Consider the following 18,693-nt stretch of genomic DNA (forward strand, 5'->3'; position numbering starts at 1 on the left):
GCGGGCATGACGGACGGTCATCCAACTTTGACAGTACGTCAAAATAGAAGTGATTAAAGCTGTCGTCGATATTGCTTGTGCTGAAGTGGCCAAGCAGACGTTCGGCATCAAAGTTGCCACCCGTGCAGAGGTTCTCTGGGTGGTACAGACCGGGGCCTGAGCCGCGTCGGAGTCGGTAACGGTTGCCCTGAAGGTCTTCTAGTTCGAAATCGGCCATGACGCTGGGATATCCATACTTCCATGTGAGGTGCCGGGTTCTGGCCCGGTTGCAGCGAGTCTAAAACGGGTGTCTGGTAAAGGCAAATAAGGTAAGACATTGACGGCCACTTTGAGGTGGCCGCCGAATTGATTTACACCGCTTTGTAGTTGTCGTGCTCGGCTTCCCAGCCTTCGAGCAGTTCGCGGTTGTCGTGCTCCCATGGGTGGAAGTCGCGACGGTAGTAGTCTTTGTATTCTTTCCAGATGGTCGGGATCAGCGCAGGCGTTTTCCAGTAGAAGCGGAACGCGGATTTCCATGTCGACCATTTGAACAGCTGCTTATCTTTCCACAGGAAGTACGCCTGTACTGTGCTGAGGCGCATAACGAAGGTCATGGTGATGGTGGCCATGTGGAATACCCGCTTCCAGTAGCCTCCGCCAGCGGCTTCATACACGTCGAAGCAGACGCCTTTGTGCTCGGTCTCTTCGATGGCGTGCCACTTCCACATTTCGCGGATGCGTGGGTCCATTTCGTCGGTCAGCTCATTATTGGTGAGCATCTGATGCGCCAGCATGGCTGTGAAGTGTTCTACTGCACAGGTAATGGCCAGACGGTCTTTCGCCGGGACGTGTTTTTTGAGGAAGAGTCTTACTGCGCGTTCCTGAGCCTCTACCTTTGTCGCCGGATAGCCGAGCGTGTCGAGGTATTCGCTGAGCATATGGTGCTCGTGACCGTGAATCGCTTCCTGTTTGATGAAATTCTTCACCTGCTTTTGCAGGCGTTCGTCTTTCACCAGGTGTTCGTTGTCACGGACTGCATCGATAAACAGGCGCTCGCCCTCCAGGAACAGGCAAGAAAGCGCGTTCATCAGGGTGCTTTTAAAGGCGTCATTGCCGTACCAGTAACGTGGCAGGTCTTCGAATTCGAATCCGAAGTCCATTTTACGGCCATGAAATTCAATGCCCGCACTCACATTGCGGGCGGTCGCTTGTTTATCAGTCATAGTTTTATACAGTCTTATAATTATCGTGGCCCGCCTGCCATTCACCCAGCAGCTCACGGTTGTCGTGATCCCATGGGTGAAAGTCGCGGCGGTAGTAATCTTTGTAGTCGCTCCAGATGCTCGGGATCAGCCCGGGCTTCTTCCAGAAGAAGTTGAAGCCTGATTTCCAGGTAGACGGTTTAAACAGCTTGCCGTCTTTCCACAGGAAGATGCCTTGCACAATGGCTGTGCGGAGCAGGAACATCCAGGTGACGTTAAACATGGCAAAGACGCGCAGCCAATAGCCTCCGCCCGTTTGCTCGTAAACGTCGTAGCAGACGCCTTTATGTTCGGTTTCTTCGATGGCATGCCATGTCCACATTTCTTTGAAGCGTGGGTCCATGCCTTCAGTGGATTCTGGATTGGTCAGCACCTGATGCGCCAGAATGGCGGTGAAGTGCTCGACGGCGCAGGTAATCGCCAGACGACGCTTCGCTGGCATGTACTTACGCATGAGCTTTTTCTCTTTGCGCTCAAAGTCTTCTACTTTGGTCGCCGGGTAGCCCATAGAATCCAGGTATTCACTGAATTTGTGGTGCTCGTGCCCGTGAATGGCCTCTTGCTTGATGAAGCTTTTCACCTGTGACAAAAGCTTCTCATCTTTGACCAGATGTTGGCTGTCGCGCACGGCATCGATGAACATACGCTCGCCTTCGAGGAACAGGCATGAGAGTGCGTTCATAAAGTGTGTCTTGAATGCGTCGTTATCGTTCCAGTAACGAGGCAAGTCTCTAAAGTCGAAGCCAAAGTCCATTTTGCGGCCAGGAAACTCAATGTCAGCGCTGATTTCGCGTGCTGTCTTAGTCATGATTTACCTGCCTTACTGCGGATAGCTCAGTGATTATCTGTGTATTTGTTGACCACGATAGTCGCTGTATAAGTCTTGTGACAGGTGGAGTTCGGACAAAGTTGCCCTGTTTGATGTGTCGTTTTGGGCCATGAAAAGTGCCAGAAAGAGTCAGTAGCTGCTGAGAGACGCAATCCAGCTGCGTGCGGCGTGGAGGTGTCGTGGATTGTCGCTCAGGCGGTCAAACAGTAATGAGCCTTCGAGAGCAGAGACAATGACACAGGCCAGTTCATCTTTCGGAATAGGTAGCAGGCTCGCTTTCTGCAGTGCGTCTTCTACCCAGCGTTCCATGTGCTCTAAAAATGTATTCACAGCGCCGAGACTGGCATCGCTGAGTTCGTGGGGCGAGGCCGCATAGGCAAGGCTCATGCATTGGCGGCGATGAGTATGGAAGCTCTCGAATACATCAATCAGCGCCCCCAATCGTTGACGTGGCCGATGGGTGCCTGCCGTGGCAGCATCCAGTTCGCTGAAGAACTTGAGGTCGTAATCCTGCAGTAGCTCAGTGAGGAGTCGCTCGCGGCTCTGAAAGTGGTAGTGCACAGAGCTGGATTTGATGCCCGCTGCCTTGCCGAGTTCACGAAAGCTGGCTGCGGCCAGATTCGCCTGTTGAATCTGGTCGATAGCGATATGTTTCAGCTGGGCGCGCGTCTCGGACATGGTGCCTCCCTGTCTCCCGTTCTTTACCGGAAAAATCCGGCAGATGAACTAAGCTTTGGTGAGATTGACTCGATCAGGACTGACCATGTTACGCGTGCTTATTTTCATACTGCTACCTCTGTTTGCGACTGGCTGCCTGGAGGAAGAGGAATCGGACGACATTGTTAACGATCAGGGCGATACCGTCTCTGATCCGACATTGAGGCTGAATGGTTTGTGGAATGGTCAGCTTGATCAGGCCGGGGCATTGAGGATGCTGATGTATAACGGCAATGTGTTCGCCTTTGATGAAACCATCGCGTTTTACGGCACAGTGGCACTCGATAACGATAGTGCTACAGCGACAATGACCTTGAGTGGTTACTCCTACACCACCAGTGACACTGCAGCGAACCAGTTTGTTGCAGGGGGCGCACCGGAAGATTTCACCCTCTCAGGCCTGCTTTATCCGACGACGACAACCGATGACACGCTCGTTGGTGACTACGACAGTGACACGGCTCCGGGCGGCTTTACCCTGAGTAACGACGGTACCTGGGATACGAACTCGCGGCTGGCGACCTTGCGTGGCAAGTGGATGTCGACGGGCTACGAACTTTATCTCACCGAGGTAGGCGACGAGCTCTCATTCCGTGAGGTCAGTGTTGCGACCCCGGCAACCGGTTGCACGACACGTGGGACGATCCGGATTCTCAATGAAGAGGTCAACCTCTACACCGTTCAGTTGTCAGAGCGTAAGAATTGTCCCGGTTTTAACGTCACCAACGCGCCGGGCTATGCCTCGGTTAACGCCAATGGCGAGCTGGAGTTGTTCATACGCAAAGAAGAGGAGCTTCTCTATGCGCGCTACACCTCGGCAACGGCGACTACAGACACAACCACAGATGAGACGACGGATGAAACAACAGACGAGACCGCAGAAGCGACCGAATAACTGCGGATCTCTGTGAATAACTCTGTAGAAAACCTGAATAAAATTTCAGGAAAACCTGTTTAAGTTTCTGGATAACCTAAAAAACTGATAGAGCGCTTAATAAATATCCACATTAATGTACAGGGTTATCCACATCCAGAGTCCCTGTAGTTACTGGCTTCTATCCATTTGTGCAACCCTTGTGGAAAAAAATATCTCTGTTTATACATGACTGAAAGCGCTTGTGTATAAACCATCTGTACAAAATTCAAACACTGGCTATCAGGTTGAGTTTCCGGGTGCTACAATACGCGCCCTTTTTATATTGGGTGGGCTTTAAGTGCCTGCCCATGAACCGGAACTGAGGTGAGTTGTGGATTATCCCGTTCGTTATGACGTGATTGTTGTTGGTGGTGGACACGCCGGAACCGAGGCGGCGCTGGCGTCGGCCCGTACCGGCGCGAAGACACTGCTGCTGACGCATAACACAGACACCGTGGGCGTGATGTCCTGCAACCCGGCCATTGGCGGCATCGGCAAAAGCCACCTGGTGAAAGAAATTGATGCTCTGGGTGGTGCCATGGCGCGCGCTACCGATAAAGCTGGTATTCAGTTCCGTACACTTAACAGCCGCAAAGGCCCAGCCGTGCGAGCTACTCGCGCCCAGGCTGACCGCGCACTGTATCGCAGCGCGATCCGCAGCATTGTGGAAAACCAGCCGAACCTCGATATCTTTCAGGCCGCCTGTGACGACCTGATTATGCAGGGTGACGGTGTGGGTTCGACCGTGGCGGGTGTGGTCACCAATACCAATATGCGTATTCATGCGACCAGCGTTGTTCTGACCGCGGGTACCTTCCTTGGCGGACTTATCCACATTGGTATGGAAAACCACTCAGGTGGCCGTGCCGGTGATCCGCCCGCGATTGCGCTGGCAAAACGTCTGCGTGAAATGCCGTTTAATGTGGGTCGCCTGAAAACCGGTACGCCTGCGCGGATTGATCGCCGTTCTGTGGATTTCTCGGTAATGCAGGAACAGCCGGGCGATACGCCTCTGCCAGTGATGTCTTTTATGGGCTCAGTGGATGAACACCCAGAGCAGGTGAGCTGCTACATCACCCACACCAACGAGCGCACTCACGATATTATCCGCGCTAACCTGGACCGCTCGCCTATGTTTGCGGGCGTGATTGAAGGCGTCGGCCCGCGTTACTGCCCGTCGATTGAAGATAAAGTCACGCGCTTTGCGGACAAAACCAGCCATCAGATTTTTGTTGAGCCCGAAGGCCTGAACAGCAATGAGCTGTACCCGAATGGTATCTCGACGTCGCTGCCCTTTGACGTGCAGCTGGATCTTATCCACAGCATGGTGGGCTTTGAGAATGCGCACATTACCCGCCCGGGCTACGCCATCGAGTACGATTATTTCGACCCTCAGGACCTGAAACACAGCCTCGAAACCAAGTTTGTGAATAACCTCTATTTTGCGGGCCAGATTAACGGCACCACGGGTTATGAAGAGGCCGGTGCGCAAGGCTTGCTGGCCGGTGCTAATGCGGCACTGCGCGCACTCGAGAAAGACGCCTGGGTACCACGTCGCGACCAGTCGTATATCGGTGTCTTGGTCGACGACCTGATCACTATGGGTACCAAAGAGCCGTACCGCATGTTCACCTCACGTGCGGAATACCGTCTGGTGCTGCGTGAAGATAATGCTGATCTGCGTCTAACCGAAATTGGCCGTGATCTCGGTCTTGTGGATGATGAGCGCTGGGCGGCGTTCACTGCCAAGCGTGAAGCCATCGAAACCGAGGCTCAGCGTTTAAAAACCACCTGGGTTCAGCCCAAAACAGAAGAGGCGTCCGCGCTGGAAGGCATGGGCGAAGCGGCCATCACCCGCGAATACAATCTGCACGATCTGCTCAAGCGTCCGGGCCTGACTTATTCACAGGTCGCGCCTCTTAAGGGTGACGCCGTTGCTGATCCTCAGGTCGCAGAACAGGTTGAGATTCAGGCCAAATACGACGGTTATATCAACCGCCAGCTGGAAGAAATCGAGCAGCTGCGTCGCTACGAAAACACCCTACTGCCAGAAGACCTCGACTATGAAGCCATTGGCGGTCTCTCGAACGAAGTGAAGCAGAAGCTGGCGACCGTGCGCCCCGCTACGTTGGGCGTGGCATCACGTATCTCGGGCATTACGCCTGCAGCGATCAGCCAGATTCTGATTCATCTGAAGAAGCGTAATCTCGCAGGCAAAATGAGCGCCTGACCGGGCGCTTGTCTTGCTCTTCTGTATCTCTTTTCTGTATCACTCTCCGGTATTACCTGCCTGCGATTCCAGCAGGTCGGTTAACACCGGCGTTGCTATGTGGATTAACCCCTTCACGCGACTTATGATACTTGGATCGCGGAGCATCAGGATGCGTCTGCGATTCAGCTGTTTCGTTGATCAGTTTCGAAGTCTTCTCCTACGTACGGGGAGGACAACCTGTTGGGATGACATAGTGTATAAGTATGGTGAGCACTATAATTCACATTATCTGCCTGCAATGGATTAAATGGGTTATATATTGCACATTTTATGCTGGTTCTGTATTAATAGTGCATTATCATGCTCATTGTGGATAGGTGAAATATGTCGCAACTAACAGTTCAGACCTATCTGAGTGGTGCCTGGCAGGATGCGTGCGAACTCTATTTTAGTGATCCGGAGGCTGGCCGTCATGGTGCGGTTACGTTGGAATACGACGCCGGATATGTTGCACGATTTCAGGGAAACCCTGCTGCACTGGTTAGCGCCCGTTTTCCGCTCGACTTCTTCCCGCATGAGACATCCCATTGGCCCGCGTTTCTGCTGGATATTATACCTATGGGAGCCGCCCGCCGTTATTGGGGGCAGCAGCTCAACCTGCCGGACATCCAGCAGCCCGGATATGATTTTCAGTTATTAGCCAACTGTACCCGCGCCCCAGTCGGCAATCTGCGTATTAAAGAAAGCGTGACCGACACTTCTGATTTTCAACTGATCGGATTTCCTATGTCTGAAGTGCTTGAGCAGGCAACAGAATTTCTTGATTACGCCAGGTCGTATGGAGCTGCGGTGGGTGGAGCTACCGGTGCCGGCGGTGATGCGCCTAAATACCAGCTGACTCTCGCTAGTGACGGTCTTTATTATCCCGATGGTTCACTGCCGGATGAGCAGGCTCGAGAGCATTTTCTTGTAAAATTCCCGCGCCGCAGTTCAAGGCAGGGGAATTCTCTGGAAAGCGACCGCCTGATTCTGGAGACCGAACATGCTTACTATCAAGTGGCTGGACGGTTAGGATTCGATGTTATCTCGTCGGATTTATATGTTGAATCGGGTCGACTTCAGAGCAAAACAGCGAGCCTGTGGATGCCGAGATTTGATCGGGTTGTAGGCCACGATGGAATGGAAAGATGTGCGGTGGAATCTCTTTATTCTATCGCCGGCGTAATTGAGCCGGGCGCGACAGTGGCGCACTCGACCTACCTGAAGCAGCTTGCGCATCTGTGGAATGAGTACGATCAGACGGATGAAGTAGAGAGCATGGTGCAGGAATACCTGCGCAGAGACCTGCTCAATGTGGTTTTGGGCAATAGTGATAACCACGGTCGCAATACGTCTGTGCTACGGCAGAATTCCGGGGTCTACCTTGCTCCGGTATACGATCTTGCGCCTATGGTACTTGATGAAGCAGGTATTACCCGTACCAGCCGTTGGCATGTGGACAATGAAGTGGGTGGTAATTTTCGCTGGCGGGAAATCTGCGACGAAGCAGCCGCTGCAACCAATCTCAACGCAGCACGATTATGGGCTGGTTTGCGAGATTTTGCCTTAACACTCTTCGATTTGCCTGTGTATGCCAGTGAATCAGGAGTGCCTGCAGAGGTGATGAACATTGAGCGACACGCCCTCAATCTGAATGCGGTGCCTGACCGCCTGAAGCGCTGGGGACTGCTATGAGAACTTTTTTGTCATGACAAAAAATATTCCCGATTTTAAAACGATGTCACGTACAGAGGTTCTGAACTGGGTTGAAACCTCGGTTGGTGCTGGTGAATTGTCGCTGGGCGGCGCAATACGGGTGCTACGCCGCAATATTGCAAAGCAGAATCAAGCAGAATTCGCGAAGCTATGTGGTCTTTCCAGGCGAACCCTTGTTGCGATTGAGTCCGATGAAGCCAATCCGACGATTCAGACGGTTAACCAATTATTGAAACTGTTTGGGCTGCAGTTGGGGTTAGCGAGGCTGCACCGGAACTCTGAGCATAAGCAATAATGCCCACACACAGGCGCCCAGGCCCCAGATAAAGGTCGACGATAAGGTCGCTCCCATATGAATCCCCGCTTCGGCAACGATAGGCCCGAGCAGCTGAGCAACGCCATACAGTGCAATCAGGGCAGCGCTCAATCGTGGCCCCTGATGTGGGTGCATTGCACGGGCCAGTCGTTGGGTCAGGAAGACGGCGCCGAGGAAGCTGCCCCCCATTAATGCGGCGCATAGCCAGAGGCCCATTTCACTCGCAGGCAGGATAAAAATCGCCATAATCGACGCGGCCTGAACTGCGTAATTGAGGATCAGGGCGTTACGGTCGCCCAGGCGATTGCCCAGAGAATTCCAGATAAAGATCGATGGCACGGATGCGATCGCGGCGATCAGCCAGGGGCTGGGCGTCACGTCGATACTCCACTCCTGAGCAACCGCAGGCAGGAAGGTCATCGGTAATATGTAGCCCAGACCCGCACCAAAGTAGGATAAAAACAATGGCGTACTCTGTTTATCCCATAAAGCAGAGTGATCATCGCGGCTGACAGGTGCATCGCCTGAGCTGAGGCGGAACAGGTAAATACCGGACCAGAGCGCCAGCGGAATACTGATCATCGCGGCGGGTATCCAGCGGTCGTTGCCTTGTAGCCAGATAGCGGTACTTTCAACGATCTGGTTACTGAGCAACAGGCCTGCGCCAACACCCAGGTACATGAGACCACTTAACGTCGCCTTGTTGCGCACCGCCAGCCATTCCAGCACCAGTGCCGGCGCGAGTACAAAAACAATTCCGTTAGTGATGCCGTTGAAGAGGCGGAGGCCCGCCATATATGGGAAGTAATCGCCGCCGACCTGCAGCAGTGTAATGACTGCGTTGCCGAGCACGCCGGTAAGCAGGGCGCTCCGTCCCCAACCACTCTGATACGCAAAAAGTGCGACCATGGCGCCCGCGAGGTAGCCGACATAGTTCCAGGTAGCCAGCTGTGCTGCCTGCTGAAGAGTAAGTAAACCATCACTTACTAACAGTGGGATCAAAGGGGTATAAATAAAACGACCAAACCCATGAACGACGATCAGGGTGGTGGCGGCGGCGACAAGAGGCCAGAAGGGGCTGCGGGCTGACATGGCGGTCCTCATTACTAAGGCCGACAGTATATAGATGCGCCCTGGGCTGAGCATCCCGACTTTGGATGAACACAGTGTTCATTATTCAACTTACCAGCGGCGTAATTCGTCTCAGGATTACGGCATATCGATGCGATTGGCGCATTTGTGTCATCGGAGAGTAAGTATCCCTGTGCTAAACAGGGTTTTTCGTAGCGGGTCACATTTTTTCGGCAGGGCCACTGCTATAACATCGGGCGGTTAACAGGAACTGGGCGCACGCCTCGCGGAACACGATATGAATCTCCTAAAATTATTGGCAGTCGGGGTGGCGATTCTCTGGCTGGCCGGGTGCGATAAAAACTACAGCGGTGAACTTGCCGATGATGGCTACAACGCCGCCGGGCATGCACACTATCAGCAGATGTGTGCGTCCTGTCACGGGCTGGATGGTAACGGTACCTCTGTCGGCCCCTCTCTGGTCGGCTGCGCGACCTGCTCTTCTTTTTCGGTGTTAACGGATGAAATCAGCCGTACGATGCCTATTGGTGATGTCGAAGCGTGCGTCGATGACTGTGCTTCGGACACCGCCGAATACATCCTGTACGCTTTCAATGGCCAGAATCTCGCGGATGCGCTGGCCACCATTCAGGGTGTGGAAAACCAGTCTGCTGCACTGACTTTGCGCAAAGCATCACTTCAGTTGGTGGGGCGTTTGCCTACTGGAACTGAGTTAGCTCAGGTTGCAGAGAGTGCAGATACCGGTCTCAGTACCTCGTTAGACGCTATGCAGCTGGAGCCTGGTTTTTACGACAACCTGATGGGCTTTTTTAATGAGCAGCTTCTCACTGACAAGTACCTTTCCAGTAATCTGAATGAAGGCGGCATCAACCTGCTCGACAGCGACGATTACCCGAACCGTAAATGGTACAACGATGTGTATGCCGCGGACGAGCAGAGCAGTATCCGTCGCTGCGTGCGCAATGTGACCAACGATTCCGTGGCTCGCGAACCTCTGGAGCTTATCCGATACGCAGCGATGAATGACCTTCCTCATACTCTCTATATGACCGCCGATTTCATGATGGTGAACTGGTACAGTCAGCAGGTGTATGAAGCAGAGCTGGTTGAGTCCGGCGAATTCCGTCAGCTGGCTGAGCCCGTGTGTGATGAAGATGGCGTGCAGATTTACTATGACCCGAGTGACTTCCGCCCTGCTCGTGTTACAAAGCAGCTTGAATACGAGTTAGGGGGGATTCCTCACGCAGGTGTTCTTACCTCTCCAATGTTTCTGAATCGCTACCCGACGACCCGAACGAACAGAAACCGTCACCGTGCGCGTATCGTGTTCGATTACTTCCTCGATACTGACATTCTGGCCATCGAGGGGGATCGCCCTGAAGACGGTATTGGCTCTGGCGTCAGCAACCCGACTCTCCTCGACCCGGCATGTTACGCCTGCCATCAGGTCATGGACCCGGTGTCTTCTTCATTCCAGCATTGGACGGACCGTGGTCGATATATCGTAACGGGCAGCTCTTCGGTGAATGACTGGGACGGCTCTGATATTGAGCCTCCGGGGCTGGGTGGTAAGCAGGCACCATTGTCAGGGTCAGAAGGCCAGTTCCGTACTCTATTGCAATGGCTCGGTAGCGAGATTGCAGCCGATCCAAGATTTGCCCGTGCCACGGTACGTACGCTTTATGAAGGTATGATCGGCCAGGAGGTACTGGCAGCGCCGGCTGCCGATGCGTCAGATGATGAGAAGCTCGCGTATAACAGTCAGCGCGCCATTCTCAATAGCGTGGCCGACGCCATGGTTGCAGATGGTTGGGATATCAAAGCCGCCGTTAAAGCGCTGATTATGAGCCCTTATTACCGTGCGGCGAGCGTGGATGCGGAAGAGCTGGCGGTGAACGATCATATCGGTGCCAGTCAATTCATCAGCCCGGAACAGATGCAGACTAAGTTACAGGCGATTTTTGGTTTTGGCTGGGATGAGCTGCGCTGGGAAGATAACCGCATTATGTACGGCGGGATGGACTCGGACAGTGTGACAGAGCGAATTCGTGAGCCGGGCGGCCTGATTATCGCGATCCAGAATCGTATGGCGACCGAGATGGCGTGCCGCTCAACGGCGTATGATTTCCTTAATCCGTCCTCGCAACGTCGTCTCTTTCCGCACGTAGAGGTCGAGACGCTGCCTTTCGACCTTGAGGGAGCAGCCAATCCCTCAGCCGTTGATCGCATCAAAGAAAATATCCGCTACCTGCATTGGGTTCTCCTGGGTGAAGACATCAGTGCGGGAAGTGTTGAAGAACAGGCAACCTACGATCTGTTCCTGGCGGTGCTGAACGAAGGTCAGGCCATGCTGGCCAACCGGGAGCAGTATGATCCTCAGCCGAGTAACTGGCTGGAGTGGGAGTGTCGGGCGCGTTGGCTTCGTCAGGCTGACGGGCGCACAGATGGCGACCTGCCATCAGATGAACGCATTGAGCAGGATGAGCACTACAGCATCCGTGCCTGGATGGCGGTGCTGACCTATCTCATGTCTGACTACCGTTTCGTGTACGAATAAGGAGGCCGCTATGAAACGTCGTAATTTTCTGCAGATGATGGCGGCCGCGGGCCTGACTGCACAGGCGCCTTTGTGGGCACCCAAAGTGCAGGCGGCGGCGCCTGATCGTTTTCTGATTGTGGTGAATGCCAGCGGTGGCTGGGACCCGACATCGATATGCGACCCCAAGGGGCTTAACCAAGCCTATCAGGATCGCTCAGACCGCTACGAAGGCTCAACCAATTCGGTTGCTCTCGACAGTAATAAAACCTTCGGGAGCATTCAGTGGAGCGCTATTCCGGAAGGGGTCTCTAATGACGAACTGGTGCGCCAGCGCATCAATGATCAGTTCGATGATTTTTTCACCACGCATGGCGATAAGCTGACGGTGATTAACGGCATCGATACTGGCACTAACAATCACGATACGGGCAACCGTTTCGTCTGGTCGGGTAACGATGAGACCGGCTACCCCAGCCTGGCTGCGTATTTCGCAGCATCGGTCGCACCTACGCTGCCGATGGCTTATATCAGTAACGGTGGGTATGACTTTACAGACTCACTGGTTGCCCGAGCCCGTGCCAGTAGCGCCGGGTTTGTCAGTGAAGTTGCTGACCCGAACAGCTACTACGATGATCGCGGCTTTCACTTCCGTACTGCTAACCGTGGGGTGGATCAGTATTCCCATATTGAGGCAGCACAGCGGGCACGCATACAGCGTCAGCTGGATAGCGAGCCACTGCCATTACGACGTAAACAGCTACAGCAGCTGTTTGGTATCCGTAATACTGACAGCAATCTCGGTGAGCTGACGGTGCGTCTGGATGATCTTCAGACGAATGTCCTGCGCGATGATCACTGGAACACTAACCGCGCCAACAGTCTCAAGAGCCAGGCCGAGGTGGTCGTTGCCTCAATGGCTGCGGGTCTGACTGCCAGTGCCAACCTGAACTTTGGTGGTTTTGACACGCACGGAAACCACGATGCCAATGCCTACCCAAACCTCGGTGACCTGCTCGAAGGCATTCACTTTATGATGGTGGCATTGCAGTACGCCGGTATTGCCGATCGCACGACGGTTGTTGTCGGCTCTGACTTTGGCCGAACGCCCTACTACAACTCAGGTAACGGTAAGGATCACTGGCCAGTGACCAGTATGCTGGTTCTGCGGCCTGAATCGAGCGGCGGCCGCGTATTTGGTGCATCAACCACCGAGTTTTTGTCTCAGCCGGTAAACCTTACGACGGGACAGCCGGATGCCGCAGGCGAGATTCTCACGCCGCAGCATGTTAACCGTGCCATACGAAATCTGATGGGCGTGGGCAGCTCCTCGCTGGCTGATAATTACCCACTTAACGTACCTGACTTCAGGATATTTGGATGAAGCCGCTGTTGTTTACAGGTTTGCTGTCTGTGTTGGTGCCTGTTCTTTCGGGCTGCTCTGCCGTTGAGCCCTGGGATCGCGGACGCCTCGCGCACGATGTGATGGCCTGGGATATCGATCCGTTAAAAGCCTCGCTCGATAATCATATTCACCATTCTAAGGAAGGCTCGTCCGGCGGTGGCGCAGCGGCAGGAGGCGGCTGCGGCTGTAACTGATGAAGAAAACTATGAATTCTCTGGCGGCGCTGGCAGCGGCAGCGGCGCCACTTGCAGGACAGGCCGAGCCAGTACCCACAGAGCAGGCGGTAAGCTATCGGTTCAGCCAGTATCAGGAAGCCGATATACCTGAATCGCGAACCTTTTCTGACGAAACGGCGCGGTACAGTATTGATATTCACCAGCTCGGCTATCGCCGGCCATTAGCTGGTCAATGGTATCTGAACAGCGAGCTGCAGTACGAAACGATGTCAGGCGCATCACCTATGCAGACCTACAAAAACTCGGAAGGCCAGAGTGCTGTGTTGATGAGCGGTGCCAGCATTGATGAGAGTAGGATTGACCTGAAGCTCGCTCCTACCCGCTACTTCGAAGATAGTGTTGATGGCACCCTGGGGGGCTTACTGGCGATCTCGACCGAGAATGACTATGACTCGGTGGCCGTTGGTGCTGAAGGCTCCCTCAATCTGATGAATAAACACACGACTCTGATGGGTTCGCTGACCTTGTCGTATGACGTACTGGCACCGACCGACGAGTTTCTGTCAGAAGCCAGACGCAGAGCCGATGGCCGGGTGAAACGTAGCGTTTCTCTCTACGAGGGCGTCTCTCAGGTGATCAACAAGAATCTGGCTTTACAGATTGGCGCTGGATTCACCCGACTCTCCGGATATCTGTCTGATCCTTATAAGTTGGACGACCATCGCCCGGGTGAGCGCTCTCAGTATCTGATTGATGCGCGGGCGCGTCACTATTTTGCGGTGGGTGGCGGAGCTGCTTTGCATCTTGATTATCGCTTTTATACCGACAGCTGGGGCATTTATTCCAACACGCTGGAAACCCGCTGGGCGCAGGCACTGAACGCTGGGCGATTTAGTTTTAAACTGACCCCTTCGTTACGCTACTACCGGCAAACGCAGGCCAGTTTTTATCGGCTGACGCCCGCTGAAGCCGGTGAATACAGTAGTTCGGATTATCGATTGTCTTCCTACGGCGCATTTAACGTCGGTCTTACAGCGAGTGCGGGTTATGGGCGCTGGCAAATCAGTGGCGACATTCAGCAATACATGTCATCCGAAGATATGATGTTGCTGCAGACGCCTGACGACGAAGCGCCGGCGCTGGTGGACTATTCAATAGTGAGCCTTGGGATTGAGTACAAAACACTCTGACGCCAGAGTGACCTATCTGGCACATGAGTTTCGTGCCATGGCGTCGCCCTGCTGCTTCCATCTCCCGGCCGGCACACCAACTGATGTGATCAACGCCATGGAGGCAGAGGTCCGTCGTATCGAAGCGAAATACAGTCGCTATCGTGATGACAGCGTTCTTTCTGATATTAACCAGCGCGCAGGTCAGAAAGTGGGCCTGGATAACGAAACGCTCTGGTTGATTAACTATGCCTGTGCCTGCTTTGAGCAGAGTGATGGCCTGTTTGATATTTCTTCTGGCGTTCTGCGTCAGGCCTGGGATTTCCGCGCAGGGCAGTTACCTTCAGAGGTCACGCTGGCGCGGTTACTCCCCCGGATCGGACTCAGCCGCGTTGAAATATCAGAGGCGCACCTGACGATGCCGCCTGATATGGAGCTGGATCTGGGCGGTATAGGCAAAGAGTACGCAGTCGATGCCGCAGCCGCGATCGCTCGTCAGGCGGGCATTAACCGCGGTGTGGTCGATCTGGGTGGCGATCTTTGCGTTCTCGGGCCGCATGAAGACGGCAGCCCCTGGCAGTTGGGTGTCCGTAATCCGCGCGACACGGAAAGCGCGATCGCATCTTTGCCCGTATACCAGGGCGGTATGGCCAGCAGCGGCGACTACGAGCGCTTCTTCGAAAAAGACGGCAAGCGCTATTGTCACCTTCTTAATCCTGAAAGTGGGTTTCCGGTGGATTACTGGGCATCTGTGACTGTGGTTGCGCCGTCCTGCCTGCTGGCGGGCACGCTTTCGACGATTGCCATGCTGAAACAGGCATCGGGCGAAGGCTGGCTGCGATCGCAGGCGGTCAACGCTCTGCTTATTCGGCCCGATTTATCATTGCTCAGTCTGACTGACCGTTAACCTGTGATAAACTCGCGGCCTTTTCCTCTTCCAGAATAATCCGGCAATGAGTACATCTGAACAGCAGCTTCGCGCGGGCGCAGAGGCCCTTGGTATCGAGGTCTCTGAGAATGAGTTTACCGCCCTCCTTAACTATCTGGCGCTTCTGCAGAAGTGGAACAAAGCCTACAACCTGACGGCCATCCGCGATGAGTCCGGCATGGTGGCGCTGCATCTGCTCGACAGTCTGGCAGTGCATCCAGCAGTTCAGGAAGCCGACAACATTATTGATGTAGGCACCGGCCCGGGTCTTCCGGGTATCGTTCTGGCGATTATGAACCCGCAGAAGCGGTTTACCCTGCTCGACAGTAACGGCAAAAAGACGCGCTTCCTGTTTCAGGCAAAGACCTCTCTGTCACTCGAAAATGTCACTATCGTCAATGACAGAGTCGAGGCATATCATCCCCCGGAGCCTTTCGATATGATTGTCAGCCGTGCTTTTGCTTCACTCGCTGATATGACCGGCTGGTGTAAGCATCTGCGTGCTGACCATGGTTGTTTTCTGGCCATGAAAGGACAATATCCACAGCAGGAAATAGATGACCTGAAAGGCCAGTTTGAGGTTACTCAGGTCACCGAACTTCGAATACCGGGCGTGGACGGCGAGCGTCATCTGCTGCGCCTGCTACCGGTTGTCTCATAAGGATCAACAGCGTGACTCACATTTTTGCTATTGCTAACCAGAAAGGTGGTGTTGGTAAAACGACGACGGCGGTCAACCTGGCAGCGTCGCTGGCGGCGACTAAGCGCCGGGTGTTGCTGATTGATCTCGATCCGCAGGGCAATGCCACCATGGGTTGTGGTGTGGATAAGTACGAAATCGAACGTTCTATGTACGACGTTCTGGTGTCTAACTGCAGTGCTGGGCAGGCATTAACCTCGGCGCCAGAAGCCAATTTCGATGTGCTCCCTGCAAATGGCGACCTGACGGCGGCAGAAGTCGAGTTGATGGAAGTGACTGGACGAGAGCAGAAGTTGAATAACGCGCTCAAGGCGCTGCTTCCAGAGTACGACTATATCCTGATCGACTGCCCGCCTTCGCTGAATATGCTGACGCTGAATGCGCTGGTCGCCGCGCAGGGCATTCTGATTCCGATGCAGTGTGAGTATTACGCACTGGAAGGACTGAGCGCACTGATGCAGACCATTACCTCGATTCAGTCTGGTCCAAATCCGCAGCTCGAGATCACCGGTCTGATCCGCACCATGTACGATCCGCGCAACAGCCTGACCAAAGATGTATCTGATCAGCTGACAGAACACTTTGGCGATAAGCTCTTTACCTCCGTTATTCCGCGCAATGTGCGCCTTGCGGAAGCGCCGAGTCATGGTCTGCCGGTGTTGATGTACGATAAGGCATCAAAAGGCGCTCTGGCCTATCTGGCTTTGGCGGGTGAACTTAACCGGCGTATGACCGCGAGCAAATAATTACCGCCCTCAGGGCAGATGGAAACGATAGATGGCAACAAAGAAAAAACGTGGCTTAGGCCGTGGTCTCGATGCACTGCTGGCAAGCTCCAACAGTGCGGCAGTTCCTGTCAGTGACACGGTAGAAGTAGACGAGCAGGTCGGCACAGCTGAAAACAGCGAAGCCAGCTCACCAACGGGCAGCTCTGCTGCACAGAGTGAGTTGCGCCACCTTCCGGTCGAGTGGATTCAGCCGGGCCGCTATCAGCCACGCCGTGATATCCAGCCAGAAGCGCTTGAAGAACTGGCCGCCTCTATTAAGGCGCAGGGCCTGATGCAGCCGATTGTTGTGCGCCCGCTGCCTGGGCAGGCTGATCGTTTCGAAATTATCGCCGGTGAACGTCGCTGGCGCGCGAGTCAGCTGGCGCAGCTGGATCGGGTTCCGGCGCTGATCCGTGACGTACCCGATGAAGCAGCCATCGCTATGGCGCTTATTGAGAACATCCAGCGTGAAAACCTCAATCCTATGGAAGAGGCTATGGCGTTGCATCGCCTGCAGCATGAGTTTGAACTGACTCAGATGGAAGTGGCAGAAGCCGTGGGCAAAAACCGCGCGACAGTGGCCAACCTGCTGCGCCTGATGAATCTCAACGACGACGTCAAAGTATTACTTGAACACGGCGATATCGAAATGGGTCACGCCCGAGCGCTGCTTGGCTTGCCCGTTGAGCAACAGAGCAGCGCTGCAGCTGATGTTGTGGCCCGTGCTCTGACCGTTCGCCAGACCGAGGCGCTGGTGCGTAACCTGTTGGATGGCAAAGACCAGAAAGTCGACAGTAAGCAGCCAGTTAACCCCGATATTCAGCGTCTCGAACGTATGTTAGGCGAGCGTCTCGGGGCGAAGGTAGCGATTCAGCACTCGGCGAAAGGCAAAGGCAAGCTGGTGATCAACTATACCAGTCTTGATGAGCTTGACGGTATTCTCGATCACATTCAGTAAGCGGCACCGGCGGTCTTAAATGCCATGCCTTAACTGACACTTCCCTGCAGGCGAGCCTCTGCTTACTAGACTGTTAGTAACAGAGGACTTGCCTATGAAAATTCTGATTTGCAGCGCCCTGCTGCTGTCGGCGACCGCGGTGGCGACACCACGCCCCATGATGATGCTCGATGATTCGTCTCTGAGTAACACCCGGGTCGACTACCTTACGGGTCTGGAACAACAAAGGACGAACGAAGAAACCGGTAAAGAAGAGTCGGAAACCGGCGCAGCGCCGAAGCCTGATGTGCGCAGTGAGCTTCCGGTAGTGACTCCGGGGTCTATTCCTACCTCAATACCCTTACCGTCGAAAGGGGTTTCTGTGCAGATCACCCCTCGTTAACTGCGGTTATAGGGGTTGATTTCAGCAGTCAGCCCATCATCTGCGGCCATGTCGGCCCTGTCTTACAAATATCTCATTGATTCGGCCCGCTTGCTGTTGATGCGCGGGGCCGTAGCCCCTATAATCCTCGCGCCCTGAAAATGGGTTGCTCAAACAGAGCGTTGCAAATTCAGCATCAAAGAAGTGGAGCACAGGTTGTCTTCGATACCGCGTCCACCGGTTTACAGGATCATTATTTTACAGCTGGTCCTGACCCTGATAGCTGCAGCTCTGGCCTGGATTCACAGCGATGTGGCCGCCAAATCGGCATTGCTCGGAGGACTGACATGCGCCCTCCCGAATGCCTACTTTATCTGGCGAGCGTTCCGCTACACAGGAGCAAGGGCAGCCACTCAGGTGGTGCAATCGTTTTACCAGGGTGAATCCTGGAAATTTGTGCTCACGGCGTTGTGTTTTGGTGTCATCTTCCAACGCGTTGAGCCTCTGAATGTTCTGGCACTGTTTGCTGGTTTCATAACAGTGCAGCTGGGGCACATTGCTTCAGCAAGAATCGCCAATTTATAAACCTTAAAATCTGAGAGTGTACGATGGCTG

18 protein-coding genes and 1 pseudogene are annotated in these 18,693 nt (G+C 54.2%); 14 read left to right on the forward strand and 5 right to left on the reverse strand.

Annotated elements, in window-relative coordinates:
- From B2067_RS09470 to B2067_RS09485, 4 genes and pseudogenes are all read right to left on the reverse strand, one after another.
- Positions 1–217: pseudogene (locus B2067_RS09470) on the reverse strand (hypothetical protein); the annotation flags it as partial.
- Positions 218–350: 133 nt separating this feature from the next.
- Entirely contained in the window at positions 351–1,202 is an 852-nt protein-coding gene (locus B2067_RS09475) for a metal-dependent hydrolase (RefSeq protein WP_076514361.1), read from the reverse strand.
- A gap of 4 nt (positions 1,203–1,206) precedes the next feature.
- Positions 1,207–2,049: a metal-dependent hydrolase gene (locus tag B2067_RS09480; RefSeq protein ID WP_301388254.1), complete on the reverse strand. Its 843-nt coding sequence runs from the start codon at positions 2,047–2,049 to the stop codon at positions 1,207–1,209.
- 150 nt (positions 2,050–2,199) lie between these two features.
- The gene (locus tag B2067_RS09485) at positions 2,200–2,748 is read right to left on the reverse strand and encodes a TetR/AcrR family transcriptional regulator (RefSeq protein WP_068441934.1); all 549 of its coding nucleotides are present in this window, start codon (positions 2,746–2,748) and stop codon (positions 2,200–2,202) included.
- 85 nt (positions 2,749–2,833) lie between these two features.
- Here B2067_RS09485 and B2067_RS09490 point away from each other — a divergent pair, with 85 nt between their 5' ends.
- From B2067_RS09490 to B2067_RS09505, 4 genes are all read left to right on the forward strand, one after another.
- A complete protein-coding gene (locus B2067_RS09490) occupies positions 2,834–3,682 on the forward strand; it encodes a hypothetical protein (RefSeq protein ID WP_301388255.1) in 849 nt (282 codons plus the stop codon).
- A gap of 352 nt (positions 3,683–4,034) precedes the next feature.
- Positions 4,035–5,933 carry a tRNA uridine-5-carboxymethylaminomethyl(34) synthesis enzyme MnmG gene (gene mnmG / locus B2067_RS09495; RefSeq protein ID WP_301388256.1) on the forward strand — a complete coding sequence of 633 codons (1,899 nt, stop codon included), beginning with the start codon at positions 4,035–4,037 and terminating at the stop codon, positions 5,931–5,933.
- 366 nt (positions 5,934–6,299) lie between these two features.
- Complete coding sequence (locus tag B2067_RS09500) at positions 6,300–7,649, forward strand: type II toxin-antitoxin system HipA family toxin (protein WP_301377742.1); 1,350 nt, start codon at positions 6,300–6,302, stop codon at positions 7,647–7,649.
- A gap of 13 nt (positions 7,650–7,662) precedes the next feature.
- Positions 7,663–7,965 carry a helix-turn-helix transcriptional regulator gene (locus B2067_RS09505; RefSeq protein ID WP_297533642.1) on the forward strand — a complete coding sequence of 101 codons (303 nt, stop codon included), beginning with the start codon at positions 7,663–7,665 and terminating at the stop codon, positions 7,963–7,965.
- On the opposite strand, the gene B2067_RS09510 is transcribed toward B2067_RS09505, so the two are convergent.
- Positions 7,927–9,078, reverse strand: a complete 1,152-nt coding sequence (locus B2067_RS09510) for a YbfB/YjiJ family MFS transporter (RefSeq protein ID WP_301377740.1) — start codon at positions 9,076–9,078, stop codon at positions 7,927–7,929. The genes B2067_RS09505 and B2067_RS09510 overlap by 39 nt on opposite strands.
- 277 nt (positions 9,079–9,355) lie before the next feature.
- On the opposite strand from B2067_RS09510, the gene B2067_RS09515 reads away from it, so the two are divergent.
- From B2067_RS09515 to B2067_RS09560, 10 genes are all read left to right on the forward strand, one after another.
- Positions 9,356–11,635 carry a c-type cytochrome gene (locus tag B2067_RS09515; RefSeq protein ID WP_297533640.1) on the forward strand — a complete coding sequence of 760 codons (2,280 nt, stop codon included), beginning with the start codon at positions 9,356–9,358 and terminating at the stop codon, positions 11,633–11,635.
- A 10-nt stretch (positions 11,636–11,645) separates the two neighbouring features.
- On the forward strand, positions 11,646–12,998 hold the full coding sequence (locus tag B2067_RS09520; protein WP_301388257.1) for a DUF1501 domain-containing protein: 1,353 nt from the start codon (positions 11,646–11,648) through the stop codon (positions 12,996–12,998).
- Positions 12,995–13,213: a DUF4266 domain-containing protein gene (locus tag B2067_RS09525; protein ID WP_301388259.1), complete on the forward strand. Its 219-nt coding sequence runs from the start codon at positions 12,995–12,997 to the stop codon at positions 13,211–13,213. Before B2067_RS09520 ends, B2067_RS09525 begins: the two co-directional genes overlap by 4 nt.
- Entirely contained in the window at positions 13,213–14,385 is a 1,173-nt protein-coding gene (locus tag B2067_RS09530; protein ID WP_301388260.1) for a DUF3570 domain-containing protein, read from the forward strand. Before B2067_RS09525 ends, B2067_RS09530 begins: the two co-directional genes overlap by 1 nt.
- On the forward strand, positions 14,366–15,271 hold the full coding sequence (locus tag B2067_RS09535; RefSeq protein WP_301388262.1) for an FAD:protein FMN transferase: 906 nt from the start codon (positions 14,366–14,368) through the stop codon (positions 15,269–15,271). The genes B2067_RS09530 and B2067_RS09535 overlap by 20 nt, the downstream gene beginning before the upstream one ends.
- 46 nt (positions 15,272–15,317) lie before the next feature.
- Complete coding sequence (gene rsmG, locus B2067_RS09540; RefSeq protein WP_301388263.1) at positions 15,318–15,953, forward strand: 16S rRNA (guanine(527)-N(7))-methyltransferase RsmG; 636 nt, start codon at positions 15,318–15,320, stop codon at positions 15,951–15,953.
- 11 nt (positions 15,954–15,964) lie between these two features.
- Entirely contained in the window at positions 15,965–16,738 is a 774-nt protein-coding gene (locus tag B2067_RS09545; protein WP_068435200.1) for a ParA family protein, read from the forward strand.
- Positions 16,739–16,769: 31 nt separating this feature from the next.
- Positions 16,770–17,717: a ParB/RepB/Spo0J family partition protein gene (locus B2067_RS09550; protein WP_301388264.1), complete on the forward strand. Its 948-nt coding sequence runs from the start codon at positions 16,770–16,772 to the stop codon at positions 17,715–17,717.
- 94 nt (positions 17,718–17,811) lie between these two features.
- Positions 17,812–18,099 carry a hypothetical protein gene (locus B2067_RS09555; RefSeq protein WP_273092221.1) on the forward strand — a complete coding sequence of 96 codons (288 nt, stop codon included), beginning with the start codon at positions 17,812–17,814 and terminating at the stop codon, positions 18,097–18,099.
- A gap of 195 nt (positions 18,100–18,294) precedes the next feature.
- Positions 18,295–18,663, forward strand: coding sequence for a F0F1 ATP synthase subunit I (locus B2067_RS09560; RefSeq protein WP_273092219.1), 369 nt, complete (start codon positions 18,295–18,297; stop codon positions 18,661–18,663).
- The last annotated feature ends 30 nt before the right edge of the window (positions 18,664–18,693 follow it).

The organism is Thalassolituus sp. UBA2590 (assembly GCF_002339775.1).
GTDB lineage: Bacteria > Pseudomonadota > Gammaproteobacteria > Pseudomonadales > Oceanobacteraceae > Thalassolituus.